This window comes from Pseudomonas sp. MPC6 (assembly GCF_006094435.1).
Classification (GTDB): domain Bacteria; phylum Pseudomonadota; class Gammaproteobacteria; order Pseudomonadales; family Pseudomonadaceae; genus Aquipseudomonas.
In genome coordinates, this window is sequence record NZ_CP034783.1 from 4159563 (window position 1) to 4176047 (window position 16485).

Here is a 16485-nt window from a genome sequence, read left to right on the forward strand (position 1 = left end):
AGGCTCGGGATTGAGGGCTGGCACAAGACCTGTAGGAGCTGGCTGTCGGATCGCCGCACCGCAGCGAAAAAGGTGGGTCAGGCAACATTTTTTTCGTCTGGAAGGACGCCTTCGCTGGCAAGCCAGCTCCTACCAGGGATCGGTGCCAGGCTCGGGATTGAGGGCTGGCACAAGACCTGTAGGAGCTGGCTGTCGGATCGCCGCACCGCAGCGAAAAAGGTGGGTCAGGCAACATTTTTTTCGTCTGGAAGGACGCCTTCGCTGGCAAGCCAGCTCCTACCAGGGATCGGTGCCAGGCTCGGGATTGAGGGCTGGCACAAGACCTGTAGGAGCTGGCTGTCGGATCGCCGCACCGCAGCGAAAGCGGTGGGTCAGGCAACATTTTTTTCGTCTGGAAGGACGCCTTCGCTGGCAAGCCAGCTCCTACCAGGGATCGGTGCCAGGCTCGGGATTGAGGGCTGGCACAAGACCTGTAGGAGCTGGCTGTCGGATCGCCGCACCGCAGCGAAAGCGGTGGGTCAGGCAACATTTTTTTCGTCTGGAAGGACGCCTTCGCTGGCAAGCCAGCTCCTACCAGGGATCGGTGCCAGGCTCGGGATTGAGGGCTGGCACAAGACCTGTAGGAGCTGGCTTGCCAGCGAAAGCGGTGGCTCAGTCGATACAGTCACCAGTGAGTGGACGCCTTCGCTGCGGGGCGGCGATCCGACAAGCCAGCGCCTACAATTTGAACTGCATGCGGATCAGAGAGCCAGGTCGGCCCGTAGGCCGCCTCGCTTTTGCTTTTGCTTTTGCGGTGTACGCCCCCTCGAGAGGCCGAGCGCAGGTTCTGCGCAGTGGGCAACCCGGCATGGATGCCGGGTTAGCCGCCCCCGGCCATGGATGGCCGATGGCGGCGGGCCCACGGAGCAGGACCGGAGCGAGGGCATGCCGAGCACTAGCGAGGCACCGAACGAAAGGGGCAAGAGCCCTTGGTTACTTGGGGCTTTTCCAAGTGACCCGCCGTAAGGGCGGAACCCTAAGTCGCCATGACCACAGAAACGGATATGTACTCGGTCAAAAAACAGAGGTCGCCTGCCAGACTGCCTTCGCCGGCAAGCCGGTCTCGCTCCCACAATGGCTCCAGAGCATTTCAGCCAAGCTTCGATCAGTCGGTATAACCGAGCCTGGCGGCCTTGAGATCTTGAGCCTGCCCACGCGTCGCCAGGCAGTAGTACAGCGGACAAGTCACCACCAACCCCACCAGCCACGACAAGTCAGCCCCTTCAATCAAATTGGCATAGGGCCCGACATACAACGAGGTATTGGCAAATGGCAACTGCACGATAATCCCGATGAAATACGCCACGATCGCATGCAGATTGAACCGCCCGTAAATCCCCCCATCCGCCCGGAAGATCGAGGCAATGTCATAGCTGCCACGCTTGATCAGGTAGAAATCAATCAGGTTGATCGAAGCCCAAGGCACCAGCACCAGCAGCAGCGCCAGAATCAAACCGATGAACTGCGATATGAAGTCCGCCGAAGCACCCAGCGCCACCACGCAGCAGCCCGCCAATACAATGCTCGACAACACCACCCGCACCTTGATGCTCGGTGTCCACTGGCTGGCGAAGGTCTGGATCGACGTGATGATCGACAGCACCGCGCCATACAGATTCAAGGCGTTGTGGCTGATGATGTTGAGCAGGAACAGCACCATCAGGATCGGCCCCAGCCAGCCGGTGGATTGCTTGACCGCGGCCATCGCCTCGGTGCCTTCCGGGGTCGCCAGCACCGCCACCGCACCAAAGGTGAACGACAGGATGGTGCCCAGGGTCGCCCCCAGGTAAGTGGCCCAGAACGGCTTGGCAATGCCGATATCCGCCGGCAGGTAACGCGAGTAGTCCGACACATAAGGCGAGAAGCTGATCTGCCAGATGATGCCCAGCGACACCGTCGCCAGCCAGCCGGACAGGTTGAAACCGCCGCGACTGAAGAAGTCCGCCGGCAGGTCATGGGCGAAGATGTAGAGGAACCCGGCGAGCAAGGCGCTGCCCATGACCCAGGTGCCGATGCGGTTGAGGGTGTGGATGAAGCGGTAGCCGATCACCCCGATCGCCGTGGCGCTCAAAGCACCGATAAGGATGCTCGCCGGTACCGGCACCGACGGCGCGATGCCGACGATCGATTTACCAGCGAGGACGATGTTGGAGATGAAAAAACCGATATAGATCAGCGCCGCGAAGAACACGATCAGCAGCGCGCCATAACGGCCGAACTGGCCGCGGCTCTGCACCATCTGCGGAATTCCCATGCGCGGGCCCTGGGCCGATGCCAGGGCAATCACCAGGCCGCCGATCATGTGGCCGAGCGCAATCGCCAGCAGCCCCCAGAACAGGTCGAGGTGGAACACCTGCACCACCATGGCGCCGGTGACAATGGGCAGCGGTGCGATGTTGGTGCTGAACCATAGGGTGAACAGATCGCGGGCCTTCCCATGGCGTTCCGCGAGTGGGACGTAATCGACCGTGTGATTCTCGATCAGGGGGTCTTGCCGGGACATCTGGGACATATGCATGAACTCGAGTTTGTCTGATCTTATAGTTGTACGAAGCCAAACCGGGGGTGCTTCGTGGCGACCCCTCAGATGCCGACCATATTATGGTATTCCAAACTTTGTACAAGGCTGAGCCGCTCTTTTCTCCGGCATCTGATGCGCATTCCTGACGGGTGACCGCCAGCGTGATCGCGCTTCAAGGCCCGGAATCATTGGCTTTACCGCCTGATACTCACGTTTATCGGCTGGAGGAAAAAGCGCTTGCAAACTATGTATTACGGTATACCATCAGACCTACAAACACATAAAAACCGCACCACACCGCCAGAGGACCGTCCCATGATCGATGCTGCCATCTATAAACAAGTGATGGGTTCGTTTCCGTCCGGTGTGACCGTGATCACCACGCTCGATGACGATGGCCAGATTGTCGGCCTGACCGCCAGCGCGTTCAGTTCGCTGTCCATGGACCCGGCCCTGGTGCTGTTCTGCCCCAACTACAGCTCCGATTCCTACCCCGTGCTGATCAAGAACAAACGCTTTGCCATTCACGTCCTGTCCGGCGGCCAGCAGAGCGAAGCCTATGCCTTCGCCCGCAAAGGCAAGGACAAGGCGCAGGGCATCGAATGGACCTTGAGCGAGCTGGGCAACCCGATTCTGGCCAACGCCACGGCGGTGATCGAATGCGAACTGTGGCGCGAATATGAAGGCGGCGATCACGCGATCATGGTCGGCGCGGTGAAGAACCTCATCGTGCCCCAGCACAATGCCGGCCCGCTGGTGTACTGCCACGGCAAGATGGGTGCCCTGCCCGTTCTCGCCTGACCCCGGAACCGGTCGACCCGAGAAACATTTTGCCGCCGTATCGTATTACGGTATACCAATAATCAACAGGCCCGCAGTCGACAGGCCGACAACAAAAGATCCGAGGTAAGCGTCATGAAGTTTTCCCTGTTCGTGCACATGGAACGTTGGGACGAAAGTGTCAGCCACCGTCAGCTGTTCGAAGACTTGACCGAACTGACCCTGATGGCCGAGGCCGGTGGTTTCAGCACCGTCTGGATCGGCGAGCACCACGCCATGGAATACACCATCTCGCCGAGCCCGATGCCGCTGTTGGCCTACCTGGCCGCCAAGACCACCACCATCCACCTCGGCGCCGGCACCATCATCGCGCCGTTCTGGCACCCGTTGCGGGTCGCCGGCGAATGCGCCCTGCTCGATGTGATCAGTAACGGCCGCATGGAAGTCGGGCTGGCCCGCGGTGCCTACCAGGTGGAGTTCGACCGCATGGCCGGCGGCATGCCTGCGTCCTCCGGTGGTCAGGCCCTGCGGGAAATGGTTCCGGTGGTGCGCGCCCTGTGGCAAGGCGATTACGCCCACGACGGCGATATCTGGAAATTCCCGACGTCCACCAGCGTGCCCAAGCCGATCCAGAAGCCCAACCCGCCGATGTGGATCGCCGCCCGCGACCCGGATTCGCACAACTTCGCAGTGGCCAACGGCTGCAACGTCATGGTCACGCCGCTGATGAAAGGCGACGAAGAAGTCCTCGACCTGAAGAACAAGTTCCAGACGGCCCTGGACAACAACCCGGACGTGCCGCGCCCACAATTGATGGTGCTGCGCCACACCCACGTCCACTCGGTCGACGATCCCGAGGGCTGGAAAGTCGGGGCCAAGGCCATCTCGCGTTTCTACCGCACCTTCGACGCCTGGTTCGGCAACAAGACCACGCCGGTCAACGGCTTCCTGGAACCGAGCCCGGAAGAGAAGTTCGCCGAGCGCCCGGAGTTCCAACTCGAGAGCCTGCACAGGACCGCGATGATCGGGACCCCGGAAGAAATCATCCCGCGCATCAAGTACTACCAGGAACTGGGGGTCGACGAGTTCAGCTTCTGGTGCGATAACAGCCTGCCCCACGCGGAGAAGAAAAAATCCCTGGAGCTGTTTATCAAACACGTGGTCCCGGCGTTCCGCTGAGCCCACCCACCGATCCCCGGGACGCGAAGCCCGGGGGTTGACTGACGTGCAGGGTCGATTCCGATGCTCAATGGTCGTCTCCCATCACTCACACTTTCTTCCGGTGCCGAGCAGGCTTACCTGCGCGGCGAATGGACCGCTTCGCATATCCATCTCAAGCGCCTGAGCGCCAGCGTTTCCGCCAAACAGAACGGCTTCTGGCAAATAGTTCACTGAGCCCCGAACAAGACTCCACGCACCTCACGTCGCGCCATCGCGCGGCGTGCCCGGTGCAATGTGTTCCGGCCCATGATCAGGTTTGCCCAATGAACAACAATAACGCGCTGTTGATCATCGACATGCAGCAAGAGGACGGCTTCGTCCTGGAAAATTTCGACCCAGTGCTGGCCAATACGGCCGCCCTGCTCGAGTCCGCCCGCCGTCGGCGGGTCCCTGTCATCTATACCCGCCACATCAATCAGGCCGACGGCAGTGATTTGCCGCGCGGCGAACCACGTGCGGCCGACGGCGGCCCGAGCAGCTATCGCGCCGGTACCCGGCAAGTGGAAATCATCGAGCGCCTGGCACCGCGGCCCGATGAACTCGTCGTCGACAAGGGTCGCTACAGCGCCTTCCACCGCACTGACCTGGACAATCAACTCAAGGCGCTTGGAGTCGACACCCTGATCGTCTGCGGCGTGTTGACCGATGTCTGTGTACTGAGCACGGTGTTCGATGCCTTCGCCCTGGGTTATGCCATTCGCCTGGTCAGCGACGCCTGCACCACGACCACGCTGGCCGGGCACTACTCGGCACTGCTGATCATGGCCAACTGGGTCTACGCTCTGGAAATCCTCACCGGCGAGCAATGCCTGCGCGCCCTCGAGGGTGAAGACTACTTGAGCCTGGTCCCCGGGCAGCCGGATGAATTCGCCTACCAGCCCCACCAACTGGAAAGCACCATCGCCCGTTTGCAAACCCGCCTCGTCCAGACCCAGGAGTGATCGCCATGCAAGTCGAAAAACGCAGCATCGATTTCATCCCCGAGGCTGAACGCCACGGCCAACCCGGCTCGCTGTTCTTCATCTGGTTCGGCGCCAACATGAACATCACCACCATCGCTTCCGGCGTATTGCCGGTGGTCATGGGGCTGAACCTGTTCTGGAGTGCTCTGGCGATTATTGTCGGCTCGCTGGTGGGGGCGATTTTCATGGCCTCCCACTCCGCCCAGGGACCGAAACTGGGTATTCCGCAAATGATCCAGAGCCGGGCGCAATTCGGTGTGCTGGGGGCGGTGTTGCCGCTGCTGTTCGTCATGCTGATCTACCTGGGATTCTTCGTCAGCAATACCTTGCTCGCCGCCCAGGCCATGGAGTCGGTCAGCCCGCTGCCGGCCACCGGTAATATCTACCTGATCGGTGCACTGTGCTTCGTCGTCGCGCTGTTTGGCTACCGGCTGATCCATCGCCTGCAGAAGCTGTTGTCGCTGCTTTCGCTGCTGGTGTTCGTCGCGGCCACGCTGCTCGCGTTGCAACTGCCGATCCCCGCCGAACAATGGCTGCCGACGGGCTTTTCGCTATCGAAGTTCCTGGTGGCGGTGAGCATTGCCGTGACCTGGCAACTGTCCTATGCGCCTTATGTGGCCGACTACTCGCGCTACCTGCCGAGCAACACGCCGACCGCCAAGGTGTTCTGGTACAGCTATGCCGGCACGGTCAGCGGCGGGGCATGGATGATGATTCTGGGGGCGATGCTCAGCGTCGGCATCAGCGATTTCTCCAGTAACGTCGGCAGTCATGTCGCCGGGTTGTTCGGCAGCGGCGCGTTGCTGCTGTTCGTCTTCATCCTGTATGGCCAGGTGTCGATCAACGTCTTCAACCTGTATGGCGCCTTCATGTCGACCATCACCGTGATCGAACCCTTTACCCGGCTCAAGGTGACGCCGCGGGTGCGCGGCCTGTTCATGCTGGTGATCAGCCTGGTGGCCACGGCCTTGTGCACCATCAGTCAGGATGACTTCATCAACTTCTTCCTCAACTTCATCTTCTTCATGAGCTACTTCCTGATCCCCTGGACGGCGATCAATCTGGTGGACTACTACTGCCTGCGCAAAGGCCAGTACCGGATCGCCGACATCTTCGACCTGGACGGGATCTACGGGCGCGTCAACTGGATCGCCTGCGGCAGTTTCCTGCTGGCGATAGCCCTGGAAATCCCGTTCATGAACACCACGTTCTATGTCGGTCCCGTCGCTACCGCGCTTGACGGCGTCGACCTGGCCTGGCTGGTCGGGCTGCTGGTGCCCGCCTTCAGTTACTACGGGTTGATGAAACTCGGCAAGCGCGCCCACGGGGTCGGCGAACTGTCTTGATCCACGGCTGAAAAACCAGGCTGCCGGCCCGACTCGCCGGCCGGCGGCCTTATGTCACCCTGATTGCGGCTGGACTGGTGGTGCATGGCCAGCAACTGGTAGCCTGAGCCCCCTTGCCTGCGGGTCTGTGATGGATCATCGGCGTCGCAACGACACCTCGATGATCACTTCGCCCCTTTATCAATCAAGACGACGGTGACTCTTTTGCTCAGCCCCCCCCCTGCCCTTGCCCGCGATATCGACGGCAAAGCCATTTCCGCCCGGGTTCTCGACGAGGTTCGGGAAGAAGTCCTGGCCCTCGCCAGCCAGCAGATCTACCCGGCCCTCGCCGTACTGCTCGTCGGTGAAGACCCGGCCAGCGAAGTCTATGTGCGCAACAAACTGCTACGGGCCAGGGAGGTCGGCATCCGCTCCCTGGAGTACCGTCTGGCGCACAGTGCCAGCCAGCGCGAAGTACTGGAGCTGATTGCACGATTGAACGCCGATGCCACGGTGAACGGGATCCTGGTGCAGTTGCCCTTGCCGGCGCATATCGACGAGCAGGCGGTGATTCATGCCATCCACCCGATCAAGGACGTGGACGGTTTTCATCGGGAAAACGTCGGCGGCCTGGTGCAAGGCATCGAAGTCCTGACGCCCTGCACACCCAGCGGCTGTATGCGTCTGCTGCGTGAAACCTGCGGTGAGTTGAGTGGCTTGCATGCGGTGGTCATCGGTCGCTCGAATATTGTCGGCAAGCCGATGGCGACCCTGCTGCTGCAGGCCGACTGCTCGGTCAGTGTGGTGCACTCGCGCAGTGTCGATGCGCCGACGCTGTGTCGAATGGCGGACATCGTTGTTGCTGCGGTGGGTCGACCACAGTTGATCGATGCCAGTTGGCTCAAGCCCGGGGCCGTGGTGATCGATGTCGGGATCAACCGGATTGCCGGCGAATCCGGCCCGCGCCTGGTGGGCGATGTCGATTACGCCAGTGCGCGCACCGTTGCCAGCGCGATCACGCCGGTGCCCGGGGGCGTTGGGCCGATGACCATTGCGTATTTGCTGAAGAACACGCTGATTGCCAGCCAGTTGCAGCGTACGGCAGGCCTTGGCGGGTTGCTGTCGGTCAGTGTGCCATTGTCGAACTGAGTGCATTTCAACCTGTAGGAGCTGGCTTGCCAGCGAAGGTCTAAAGGGCGACGCGTTTATTCAGGAGAAACACGTCAACGTTGACGTCCTTCGCTGGCAAGCCAGCTCCTACAGTGATCAGGTACATGCGCAGGGATGGTTTGGCTGTCAGGCCGCCTTCGGCCAAAAATCCCGGGCAAAAAAAATCCCGGGCAGCTGATGGACGCCCGGGACTTAAAAATGCATAAACCGTGGTGGTGAACGCGGGGCGAATATTACGCAATATTTCTGACTGTAACAAGATATTTTAGCTAACCATCCAGTTACTAATATCTCCAAGCCCTTAAATATCCACACTATTTTTAAGGCGACCTACAAAAACCAACGGTATTCCCGCGCACTGATGTCCTGCATGAACGCCAGGTGATCCTGCCGTTTGTTCTCGCAGTAGACATCCACGAACTCCGCGCCCAACCCCTCGCGCAACGGCGCATGGCGTTGCATCGACTGCACCGCTTCGAGCATCTCCAGCGGAAAATCGATACCGCTGTTGCGGTCTTCGTTGAGTGGTGCGATCGGCTCGCGACCGGCTTGCAGTCCCTGTTCCAGCCCCACCAGAATCGCCGCCAGCACCAGATAAGGGTTGGCATCGGCACCTGACAGGCGATGTTCGATCCGCAGGTTCCGCTCATCCGATTCGGGCACCCGCAGACAGGCGTCACGGTCTTCGAAGCCCCAGCTGGCCCGCGTCGCGACGTTCACCGTGCCGCTCAAGCGCCGCATGGCATTGTGATTCGGGGCAAAGATCGGCATGCAATGGGGCAATACCTCAAGACAGCCTGCCACCGCATGGCGCAGCGCCTGCTGCCCGTCGACGGCCAACAGGTTATTCCCCGCCTCGTCGTAGAGGCTGACATGGACATGCATGCCGTTGCCCGGATGGTGCAGATAAGGTTTGGCCATGAAGCTGGCGCGATAGTCATGCTTGAGCGCCACGCCCCGCGTGCTGCGGCAGAACAGGGCCGCCCAGTCTGCGGCGCGCAGACCGTCATCGAGGTGACCGAAGTTGATTTCGAACTGGCCAGGGCCCAGCTCGGCAGTGATCACCGTGGCATCGATGCCTTGCGCCTGCGCGGTCTCGACCATGTCATCGAGCACCGCGGAAAATCGCGACAGGCGCTCGATGTGCATGTTTGGCTGGTCGTCCGCATCGCCGCTCAGCGGATCGCGCGGAAACTGGGGCAGGCCACCCTGTAACTGTCGATCGAACAGATAGAATTCCAGCTCGAACGCCACCACCGGGAAAATCCCTTTGCGCCCGAGCCTTTCCAGCACCTGCGCCAATACTTCCCGCGGTTCGAAGACAATCGGTTGTTCCGTGCCGCTCGAAGTGATCAGCATCTGCCCCAGCGCCTGCTTTTCCCAACCCACCCGTTTCAAGGTGCCAGGCACCAGGCGCCGGGGCGCATCCGGATCGCCGTCGTTGAAACAGTAGTCGCCAATCTTGAACAGCCCCCCTTGAGTCCCCAGCAACACACAGTTCTGCGGCAGCTTGAGGGCGCTGCCGGCAGCGACCTTTTCCAGCATCTCGATCGGGTAGCGCTTGCCGTAGAAATGCCCGGGAATGTCCAGGGAGATCAGGTCCACATAACGCACATCCGGGTAACGCTGGCGGAAGGTGCGAACTTCGGCGAGCAGATCGGAGCAGACAGCATCCATCGTTGATAGTCCTTGTCGTGTCATCAGGTGTAGACCCACAGCACGCGGGTGAGTCGGTCCGAGAGGTTGCCGTAGCGGCAGTGGGCATGACTGGCCAGTTGAAAACTGTCGCCAGCCTGCAAGGTGACCGGCTCGTCGTCAGCCAGCCATAACGTCAGCTCGCCTTCCAGGACATAACCGCCCTGCTCCGAGCTGTCATTCATGTGCCGGTCACCGCTGCTGGCGCCGGGCTCGAGCTGGCTTTCCAGCATCGAGAACGAGGCGCGCATCTTGGGCGAGACCAGGATGTCGGTGATGCCGTCGGCGTAATACAGGGTGCGACGCTCGTCCGGACGGGTCACCCACCGCAGGGCCATGGGTTTGGGCAGACTGTAGAAATAAGTGGTCGGCACGCCGAGGGTTTCGCTGATGGCGGTCAAGTCCGCCACCGTCGGCCGTGACAATCCGCGCTCGACCTGGGAGAGAAAGCCCACGGAACGACCGATCTTGTCCGCCAAATCCTTGAGCGTGTATTTCTTGTGCTTGCGCAGGTCCTGGATCAGGATCGCCAGCGCCGAGATTTCTTCTTGCATGTCCATCCAAAGGCTTCCAGAAAGGGTGCAATTCAAAGGCTGTCGCGCAGTCGGTACCAGGCCTTGCCGATGGCTTCCAGTGGCGCCGCCATGTATTTTCCGCCGGGGAAACTGCCGTTGACCAATCCCTGGTACAACTCCAGCTCATCCGGCTGCCCCAGTATCGCGTCCGACACTGCGCGGGCCCCGGCCAGCGTCGGCAGTACGCCGTGCCCCGAATACCCCTGCAGCCAATAAAGTTCGCCCCGTCGACCGATGTCCGGGGTGCGCTTGAGGGTCAGGTCGATGTGTCCGCCCCAGGCGAATTGCAGCTCGACGCCCTTGAGCTGGGGGAACACACGCTCCAGGCAGGGCCGGGTCGCGGCGGCGATGTCCCGGGGCATTCCGCCCAGATAGGTGCAGCCACCGCCGAACAGCAGGCGGTTGTCCGGGGTGCGGCGGAAATAATCGAGCACGAACTGATTGTCGGTGACGCACACATTGCTCGGTAACAGCGCGCTCGCCTGCTGTGCCGTGAGCGGCGCCGTGGCCACCTGATAGGTGCCGACCGGCAATACACAACTCGACAGCTTCGGCTCCAGCCGATCGAGATAAGCGTTGCACGCCAGCACCAACACGTCGGCCCGAATGCGGCCGCGCCCGGTGGTGACCACGTACTGATTGCCCGCTTCGCGATAACTCAAGGCTTTACTCTGCTCATGAATCTTGCCACCGGCACGCTCGATCGCGGCGGCCAGGCCAAGTGCCAGCTTCAACGGATTCAGGTGCCCGCCTTCCGGATCGAACAGGCCTGCCTGATAGCGCTCACTGGCGACCCATTGCGGCAACTGCGCACGGGGGATGAACTGCAACCCGTCGTGGCCCCATTTGTGGCTGGCCTCATGCTGCCACTCAGTGAGCAGCTTGACCCGCCGCGGCATCACCGACGTCCACAGATGACCCGCCCGATAATCACACTCGAAAGCATGCCGTGCCGGTAACGCGCGCAACTCCCGCGCAGCCCAGCGCATGCCCTCCCACAAGCGCCGCGCCCGTTCATGGCCCAGCGCCGCCTCCAGTGGCGGCATGTCGCACGACCAACCGAGAATGGCCTGGCCGCCATTACGTCCCGACGCGGCCCATGCCACCCGGCTGGCTTCCAGCACGGTCACGCGCTTGCCGGCCAAGGCCAGTCGCAGCGCGGTATGCAGGCCGCTGAAGCCGGCGCCGATGATCAACACTTCCGCGTCCTGCTCCCCTTCCAGGGCCGCTCGATCGACTAAAAGATCCGCACAGCTGTGGGCGTAGTAACTGTCGACGTGCCGGGTGGATTGTTGAAACATGCGGGCCTCATGAAATTTTATATTTATAATTTCATGAAAAAATACAGGTTAAATTTCACAGCCGCAACCTTTCAGCCGGAAAAAGGCTATTCACGCCATCCTGGGAAATACCGATAACGGTAGGAGCCAGCTTGCTGGCGATGGACTCAAGTGCGCCTTGTCGGATCGCCGCACCGCAGCGAAGGGGCCGGCACATTCAATATCATTGTTGCCTGTGACACCGCCTTCGCTGGCAAGCCAGCTCCTACAGGGCCTGTCATGCGATAGGGATCAGCGGATCCGCAGCGGCCCAGGCCGTTTCGCGATCGGCCAGCGGTGGGTAGATCCACTGGGTGTTGATCTGGGTCTTCAGCGCCTTGCCTTCCTGCCTGACCAGCTTGACCTGGCGATCCCAGCCTTCGGTGTACACCGCGCCCCACGCCCCCAGGTCCAGACAGGTGACGTATTTGGGCTGGCGGTACGGCGTCGGGTCCACCCCCAGGATCTGCGCGGCGACGTTGTTGCCGGCGTGGCGGCCCAACACGATGGCGTGCTGGCAAGTCATCAAGGCGTAATTGCCGATGTCGTCAGTGGCGGCGTAGGCGACATCGCCGGTGGCGAAGATGTCGTCCTGGCCGATGACTTGCAGGTGGCTGTCCACGTGCAGCCGGCCCAGATGATCGCGTTCGGCGGGGATCTGCTCGGTCAGCGAGCTGGCGCGCACGCCGGTGGTCCAGATCACGGTGCTGGCGTCGATGCGCTGGCCGTCACTCAGGTCCACCCCATCGGCGTCGATGGCGACCACCGAGGCTCGCAAGTGCCATTTCACCCCCGTCTCGAGACTGGCTTCTTCGATCGACCTGGCGATCTCCGGCCCCATGGATCCGCCGATTTTCTCCCCGCGATCGACAATGATCACTTCGATATCGGCCTCGTCACCGAGGATCGCCCGCAAGCGGGCCGGCATTTCGGTCGCCGTTTCAATCCCGGTGAAGCCACCGCCGGCGACGACCACTGTGTTGCGGGCTTTGCTGTGCGGCTGGTCGGCCAGGGATTTGAGGTGGTTTTCCAGGCGTATGGCCTGTTCGATCTGGTCGACGTCGAACGCATGTTCGGTCACACCCGGAGTGCTGGACTGTGCCAGGCGGCTGCCGGTGGCCAGAACGAGTTTGTCGTAGCTGCAAGTGTGGCGGGTGCCCGAAGCATCGAGGTAGCCCACCCGCTTTTGCTGCACATCGATGGAGTCCGCAGCGCCCTTGATGAACTTGACGCCGACCGCCTCGAACAGCTCGCCGATCGGTGCCGCCAGTTGGTGCGCATTCGGTTCATAGAAGCGCGGACGAACGCGCAGCTCGGCCTGCGGGGCCAACACGGTGACTTCAACGTCGTTGTGAGCATGGATATCGAACAGGCGGGTCGCACTCAACGCCGTCCACATGCCACCGAAACCTGCGCCGATTACCAGAATGTGCTGTTTCATTTTCAACTCCGGGGGAAGACCAATGATGAGTTCGCAAGCGGTCGCACACCTGTCAGTGCCGACCGAACAACTACGACTGTATTGATCCGAGTTACTTCGCGCAATGGTTTTTTTGTGATGGTTGCTATCGACGTATTCGATTTCTAAGCAGCCGCATCACTATGGCGCGCCCTGCCATTGAGCGCGTACCAGGCGCGTTGCCTGACTCACGTCCAGCTGCTAATATTTGCGACAACATTAGTCGGAGATACCGATGTCTCTTTACAGCGCTGGCGTCGAGTACGGCATTCATTGCCTGATTTTTCTGGTGGGTCACCACGGGGACACCCGGGAGGCGAGTGTGCGCGACCTCGCCGAGTTGCAAGGCGTGCCTCTGGATTATCTGGCAAAAATCTTCACCCGACTGGCCAAGGCCAAGCTGGTGGTGGCGACCGAGGGGGTGCGCGGCGGGTTCAAGCTGGCCAGGCCTGCCGACGAAATCAGCGTGCTCGATATCGTCAATGCCGTCGACGGCCAGAAACTCATCTTTGATTGCCGCGAGATTCGTGGGCGCTGCGCGTTGTTCGAAGGCGCCACGCCCGACTGGGCGGTGGCCGGTCCCTGCGCGGTGCATGCCGTGATGATGACGGCGCAGAAACGCATGGAAGAAGCCCTCGCCCAGCAGACCATTCTGGATCTGGCGCGCAAGGTCGGGCGCAAGGCCCCGCCGGAATTCGGCGAGCAAGTGGACCACTGGATGAGCGATCGTCGGGAAAAGAAAAGCGCTGCAAACGCTCAGGCAAGCGACGACACACTCATCCAGGTGAACGAGATCCGCGATTGAATCCTACAGACAGTCGCGCACAGCCTGGCGCAGCGCCGCTGATTTAGCCCAGGGCGGTCCCTGATACAGCGATACGCGACTGCCGTCTTTGGATTTCACGATATCGAGGATTTCGTCGGCTGTGATGATGCTCGGCGCCGTGATCCGGTAGCCATTGGAAATCCCCGCCTGAGTCGAGTTGGGCACCACTTGCTGCCAGGCCGGCAGGACGCAGGCAGCGTATTCCTTCGGCGGTTTTTCGCTGTACTTGCTGAAATTCGGTTCACCCGGCACCACCGACGCGGGCAACGAACAGCCCGCCAGCAACGCCACCCCCAAGGCCCCGATCAACATTCGCATGACGCTTCCCTTTCCTGAAAAGGACGCAATGTAGCGCGTCGCTGATCAGACATCCATCCATTGAGCAGAACTCAGTGCGGGGCATTTGTATCATCCGATTCCGGATAAGACCTGGCGTTCAGATAGGTCATCCACCGTTCGTAGGCATCATGCTGCCATTGACTGACCCGTTCCCATTCCGGGCCGCTCAGCTGATGAGCAGAAATAAGCTTCATCATTTCCGTGGTGGCCGCGTCGAGATCGACTATCAGCTCATGGGCATGAAATCTGAAATCATCGGTAGTCGTCATTTGAAAGGGCCTCGTCACAGCAAGTAATTGGCTACCTCAATACGACACCAACCTGCCGAATTCGCGTTATTTTCCCGACAAAAGGACGCGCCTTTCACGCCTAGCCTTTGACGCAGACCACCTGGCGCAGGGTGTGCACCACTTCCACCAGTTCGCGCTGAGCCTGCATGACCTTGTCGATATCCTTGTAGGCCATCGGTATTTCATCAATCACCGATGCATCCTTGCGGCACTCCACATGGGCCGTGGCGCGGACCTGATCGTCGACGGTGAAGGTATTTTTCGCTTTGGTACGGCTCATGGTGCGCCCGGCGCCATGGCTGCAGGAGCAGAACGATTGTTCGTTGCCCAGGCCGCGGACGATGAAGCTTTTCGCCCCCATGGAGCCGGGAATGATCCCCAGTTCGCCTTTTTTTGCCGACACCGCGCCCTTGCGGGTGACCCACACGTCCTCACCGAAATGCCGCTCTTTCTGCACATAGTTGTGATGGCAATTGACGGCCTCCAGCGCGACCTCGAATGGCTTGTGGATCACTTGCCGGGTGGCCCCGATCACCGCCTGCATCATCAAGGCACGGTTCTGCCGGGCGAAATCCTGGGCCCAGCCCACCGCTTCGACATAGTCCGTGAAATGCCGACTGCCTTCTTCGAAGTAGGCCAGGTCGCGGTCCGGCAGATTGGCCAGGTGCTGACGCATGTCTGCCTGGGCCAATTGAATGAACAGGTTGCCAATGGCGTTACCGACGCCGCGCGAGCCGCTGTGCAGCATGAACCAGACCCTGTCGGCCTCGTCCAGGCAGACCTCGATGAAATGATTGCCGCTGCCCAGCGTGCCCAAATGGTGGCGGTTGTTGGTGCTGGCCAGTTTCGGGTATTTGGCGGTGATGGCCTTGAACCGCGGGTCCAGCGCCGCCCAGGCCTGATCCGCCTGCCTTGGCACGCTGTGCCACGCGCCTTCGTCGCGGCGACCCCGGCTCAGTGTCCGGCCGTGGGGTACGGCCCTTTCGATGGCGCTGCGCAGCGCGTGCAGGTTGTCGGGCAAGTCGGCGGCGCTCAGCGTGGTGCACGCGGCGATCATGCCGCAGCCGATGTCGACCCCGACCGCGGCCGGGATGATCGCGCCCACGGTGGGGATCACGCTGCCAATGGTCGACCCTTTGCCCAGATGCACATCGGGCATGACCGCCAGGTGTTTGAAGATGAACGGCATCTTCGCGGTGTTGATCAATTGCTGCCGGGCTTCGCTCTCGACCGGGACGCCCTCGGTCCACAGCTTGATCGGCTTGCCGTTACGCACTGCCAACAATTGCCAGGTAGAGGCTTGCATGATTGCGGTTCTATAGGTATCGGACGAACTTAACGCTCCCCCGCCGAAATGGGACTAAAATTTCTTAGCGGAGCTTATCAGGAGAGCATTATGTGGCTTAACGAATCGGAAAACGAACTTCGTCGCGACCTGCAAAGCGTTGCCTCGGACTTGCGATGGTCGGCGGTCGAGCTTTTGCGCATCGCGGACCAGTTGCGCCAGGCGGGCAATGATGTAGACGCACAGGCAGCCCTACGCTTGTGCGACCTGTTCCAGGGCGACGAACAGCGTTTGGCGGGCTATGCCGAAGAGGTGAAGGCCAAGGCGATCAGTCGAAAAGAGCACAATCCGCCTGAACACGACAAGCCCCGGCAAACCGGGGCTTAAGGCGCACTATTTATCGGTTTTCTGACTGGTGGCGGGCTTTTTTGCCCGGGATTTGTAACCGGGGAGAGAGGCTGCAAAGGCCAGCGCCTCTTCCCTGCTGGCAAACGCGCCGAGCCGGTCACCCTCGGTGCAGACCCGCCATGGGCCGTTGTTGACGCTGAGTACGTCATAACCGTTCATGTGCATCTTGTTGAGCATGGGAACACTCATGGTTACCTCCTGTTCGGCAGTGATCAGCCACCTTTGAGTTGATTACCTTACACCCGCCCCTTACTTAAATGCAGACCAGACG

17 protein-coding genes are annotated in these 16485 nt (G+C 60.9%); 8 read left to right on the forward strand and 9 right to left on the reverse strand.

The annotated features are described in order from the left end of the window. Positions 1–1144 precede the first annotated feature (1144 nt). Complete coding sequence (locus ELQ88_RS21170) at positions 1145–2551, reverse strand: cytosine permease (RefSeq protein ID WP_138967531.1); 1407 nt, start codon at positions 2549–2551, stop codon at positions 1145–1147. A 324-nt stretch (positions 2552–2875) separates the two neighbouring features. Here ELQ88_RS21170 and ELQ88_RS21175 point away from each other — a divergent pair, with 324 nt between their 5' ends. From ELQ88_RS21175 to folD, 6 genes are all read left to right on the forward strand, one after another. Beyond that, complete coding sequence (locus tag ELQ88_RS21175) at positions 2876–3361, forward strand: flavin reductase family protein (protein WP_128872071.1); 486 nt, start codon at positions 2876–2878, stop codon at positions 3359–3361. Between the two features lie 114 nt (positions 3362–3475). Further along, a complete protein-coding gene (locus tag ELQ88_RS21180) occupies positions 3476–4519 on the forward strand; it encodes an LLM class flavin-dependent oxidoreductase (protein ID WP_138967533.1) in 1044 nt (347 codons plus the stop codon). A gap of 63 nt (positions 4520–4582) precedes the next feature. Beyond that, the gene (locus ELQ88_RS34370) at positions 4583–4735 is read left to right on the forward strand and encodes a hypothetical protein (protein WP_178084707.1); all 153 of its coding nucleotides are present in this window, start codon (positions 4583–4585) and stop codon (positions 4733–4735) included. Between the two features lie 89 nt (positions 4736–4824). After that, the gene (locus tag ELQ88_RS21185; protein ID WP_138967535.1) at positions 4825–5502 is read left to right on the forward strand and encodes an isochorismatase family cysteine hydrolase; all 678 of its coding nucleotides are present in this window, start codon (positions 4825–4827) and stop codon (positions 5500–5502) included. 5 nt (positions 5503–5507) lie between these two features. Then, positions 5508–6869: a cytosine permease gene (locus ELQ88_RS21190; protein ID WP_138967536.1), complete on the forward strand. Its 1362-nt coding sequence runs from the start codon at positions 5508–5510 to the stop codon at positions 6867–6869. A 195-nt stretch (positions 6870–7064) separates the two neighbouring features. Continuing rightward, a complete protein-coding gene (gene folD, locus ELQ88_RS21195) occupies positions 7065–7997 on the forward strand; it encodes a bifunctional methylenetetrahydrofolate dehydrogenase/methenyltetrahydrofolate cyclohydrolase FolD (protein WP_138967538.1) in 933 nt (310 codons plus the stop codon). Positions 7998–8348: 351 nt separating this feature from the next. Here folD and ELQ88_RS21200 read toward each other — a convergent pair whose 3' ends face one another. From ELQ88_RS21200 to ELQ88_RS21215, 4 genes are all read right to left on the reverse strand, one after another. Further along, positions 8349–9695, reverse strand: a complete 1347-nt coding sequence (locus ELQ88_RS21200) for a glutamine synthetase family protein (protein WP_138967540.1) — start codon at positions 9693–9695, stop codon at positions 8349–8351. Positions 9696–9718: 23 nt separating this feature from the next. Next, positions 9719–10273: an XRE family transcriptional regulator gene (locus tag ELQ88_RS21205; RefSeq protein WP_128872090.1), complete on the reverse strand. Its 555-nt coding sequence runs from the start codon at positions 10271–10273 to the stop codon at positions 9719–9721. 26 nt (positions 10274–10299) lie between these two features. Then, on the reverse strand, positions 10300–11589 hold the full coding sequence (locus ELQ88_RS21210; RefSeq protein WP_138967542.1) for an FAD-binding oxidoreductase: 1290 nt from the start codon (positions 11587–11589) through the stop codon (positions 10300–10302). 256 nt (positions 11590–11845) lie between these two features. Beyond that, positions 11846–13048 carry an NAD(P)/FAD-dependent oxidoreductase gene (locus ELQ88_RS21215; protein WP_138967544.1) on the reverse strand — a complete coding sequence of 401 codons (1203 nt, stop codon included), beginning with the start codon at positions 13046–13048 and terminating at the stop codon, positions 11846–11848. Positions 13049–13301: 253 nt separating this feature from the next. Between ELQ88_RS21215 and ELQ88_RS21220 the strand changes: the two genes are divergently transcribed. Next, positions 13302–13871 carry an Rrf2 family transcriptional regulator gene (locus tag ELQ88_RS21220; protein ID WP_138967546.1) on the forward strand — a complete coding sequence of 190 codons (570 nt, stop codon included), beginning with the start codon at positions 13302–13304 and terminating at the stop codon, positions 13869–13871. Between the two features lie 3 nt (positions 13872–13874). Here ELQ88_RS21220 and ELQ88_RS21225 read toward each other — a convergent pair whose 3' ends face one another. The 3 genes from ELQ88_RS21225 to ELQ88_RS21235 form a co-directional block, all read right to left on the reverse strand. Beyond that, on the reverse strand, positions 13875–14210 hold the full coding sequence (locus tag ELQ88_RS21225; RefSeq protein ID WP_138967548.1) for a hypothetical protein: 336 nt from the start codon (positions 14208–14210) through the stop codon (positions 13875–13877). A gap of 71 nt (positions 14211–14281) precedes the next feature. Then, positions 14282–14500, reverse strand: a complete 219-nt coding sequence (locus tag ELQ88_RS21230; protein WP_138967550.1) for a hypothetical protein — start codon at positions 14498–14500, stop codon at positions 14282–14284. A gap of 100 nt (positions 14501–14600) precedes the next feature. After that, entirely contained in the window at positions 14601–15827 is a 1227-nt protein-coding gene (locus ELQ88_RS21235; RefSeq protein ID WP_138967552.1) for an RtcB family protein, read from the reverse strand. A gap of 90 nt (positions 15828–15917) precedes the next feature. Between ELQ88_RS21235 and ELQ88_RS21240 the strand changes: the two genes are divergently transcribed. Further along, positions 15918–16193: a hypothetical protein gene (locus tag ELQ88_RS21240; RefSeq protein WP_138967554.1), complete on the forward strand. Its 276-nt coding sequence runs from the start codon at positions 15918–15920 to the stop codon at positions 16191–16193. A gap of 6 nt (positions 16194–16199) precedes the next feature. Here the strand turns inward: ELQ88_RS21240 and ELQ88_RS21245 are convergent, their stop codons facing one another. Beyond that, entirely contained in the window at positions 16200–16403 is a 204-nt protein-coding gene (locus ELQ88_RS21245; RefSeq protein ID WP_128872098.1) for an SPOR domain-containing protein, read from the reverse strand. Between the last annotated feature and the right edge of the window lie 82 nt (positions 16404–16485).

Bases quoted from the DNA above. Each gene is read 5' to 3' on its own strand.
- ELQ88_RS21175 (WP_128872071.1), top strand. From the start codon at position 2,876: ATGATCGATGCTGCCATCTATAAACAAGTGATGGGTTCGTTTCCGTCC.
- ELQ88_RS21170 (WP_138967531.1), bottom strand. From the start codon at position 2,551: ATGTCCCAGATGTCCCGGCAAGACCCCCTGATCGAGAATCACACGGTC.
- ELQ88_RS21205 (WP_128872090.1), bottom strand. From the start codon at position 10,273: ATGGACATGCAAGAAGAAATCTCGGCGCTGGCGATCCTGATCCAGGAC.
- ELQ88_RS21245 (WP_128872098.1), bottom strand. From the start codon at position 16,403: ATGAGTGTTCCCATGCTCAACAAGATGCACATGAACGGTTATGACGTA.
- ELQ88_RS21235 (WP_138967552.1), bottom strand. From the start codon at position 15,827: ATGCAAGCCTCTACCTGGCAATTGTTGGCAGTGCGTAACGGCAAGCCG.
- ELQ88_RS21215 (WP_138967544.1), bottom strand. From the start codon at position 13,048: ATGAAACAGCACATTCTGGTAATCGGCGCAGGTTTCGGTGGCATGTGG.
- ELQ88_RS21180 (WP_138967533.1), top strand. From the start codon at position 3,476: ATGAAGTTTTCCCTGTTCGTGCACATGGAACGTTGGGACGAAAGTGTC.
- ELQ88_RS21240 (WP_138967554.1), top strand. From the start codon at position 15,918: ATGTGGCTTAACGAATCGGAAAACGAACTTCGTCGCGACCTGCAAAGC.
- ELQ88_RS21185 (WP_138967535.1), top strand. From the start codon at position 4,825: ATGAACAACAATAACGCGCTGTTGATCATCGACATGCAGCAAGAGGAC.
- ELQ88_RS21190 (WP_138967536.1), top strand. From the start codon at position 5,508: ATGCAAGTCGAAAAACGCAGCATCGATTTCATCCCCGAGGCTGAACGC.
- ELQ88_RS21220 (WP_138967546.1), top strand. From the start codon at position 13,302: ATGTCTCTTTACAGCGCTGGCGTCGAGTACGGCATTCATTGCCTGATT.
- ELQ88_RS21225 (WP_138967548.1), bottom strand. From the start codon at position 14,210: ATGCGAATGTTGATCGGGGCCTTGGGGGTGGCGTTGCTGGCGGGCTGT.
- ELQ88_RS34370 (WP_178084707.1), top strand. From the start codon at position 4,583: ATGCTCAATGGTCGTCTCCCATCACTCACACTTTCTTCCGGTGCCGAG.
- ELQ88_RS21210 (WP_138967542.1), bottom strand. From the start codon at position 11,589: ATGTTTCAACAATCCACCCGGCACGTCGACAGTTACTACGCCCACAGC.
- ELQ88_RS21230 (WP_138967550.1), bottom strand. From the start codon at position 14,500: ATGACGACTACCGATGATTTCAGATTTCATGCCCATGAGCTGATAGTC.
- ELQ88_RS21200 (WP_138967540.1), bottom strand. From the start codon at position 9,695: ATGGATGCTGTCTGCTCCGATCTGCTCGCCGAAGTTCGCACCTTCCGC.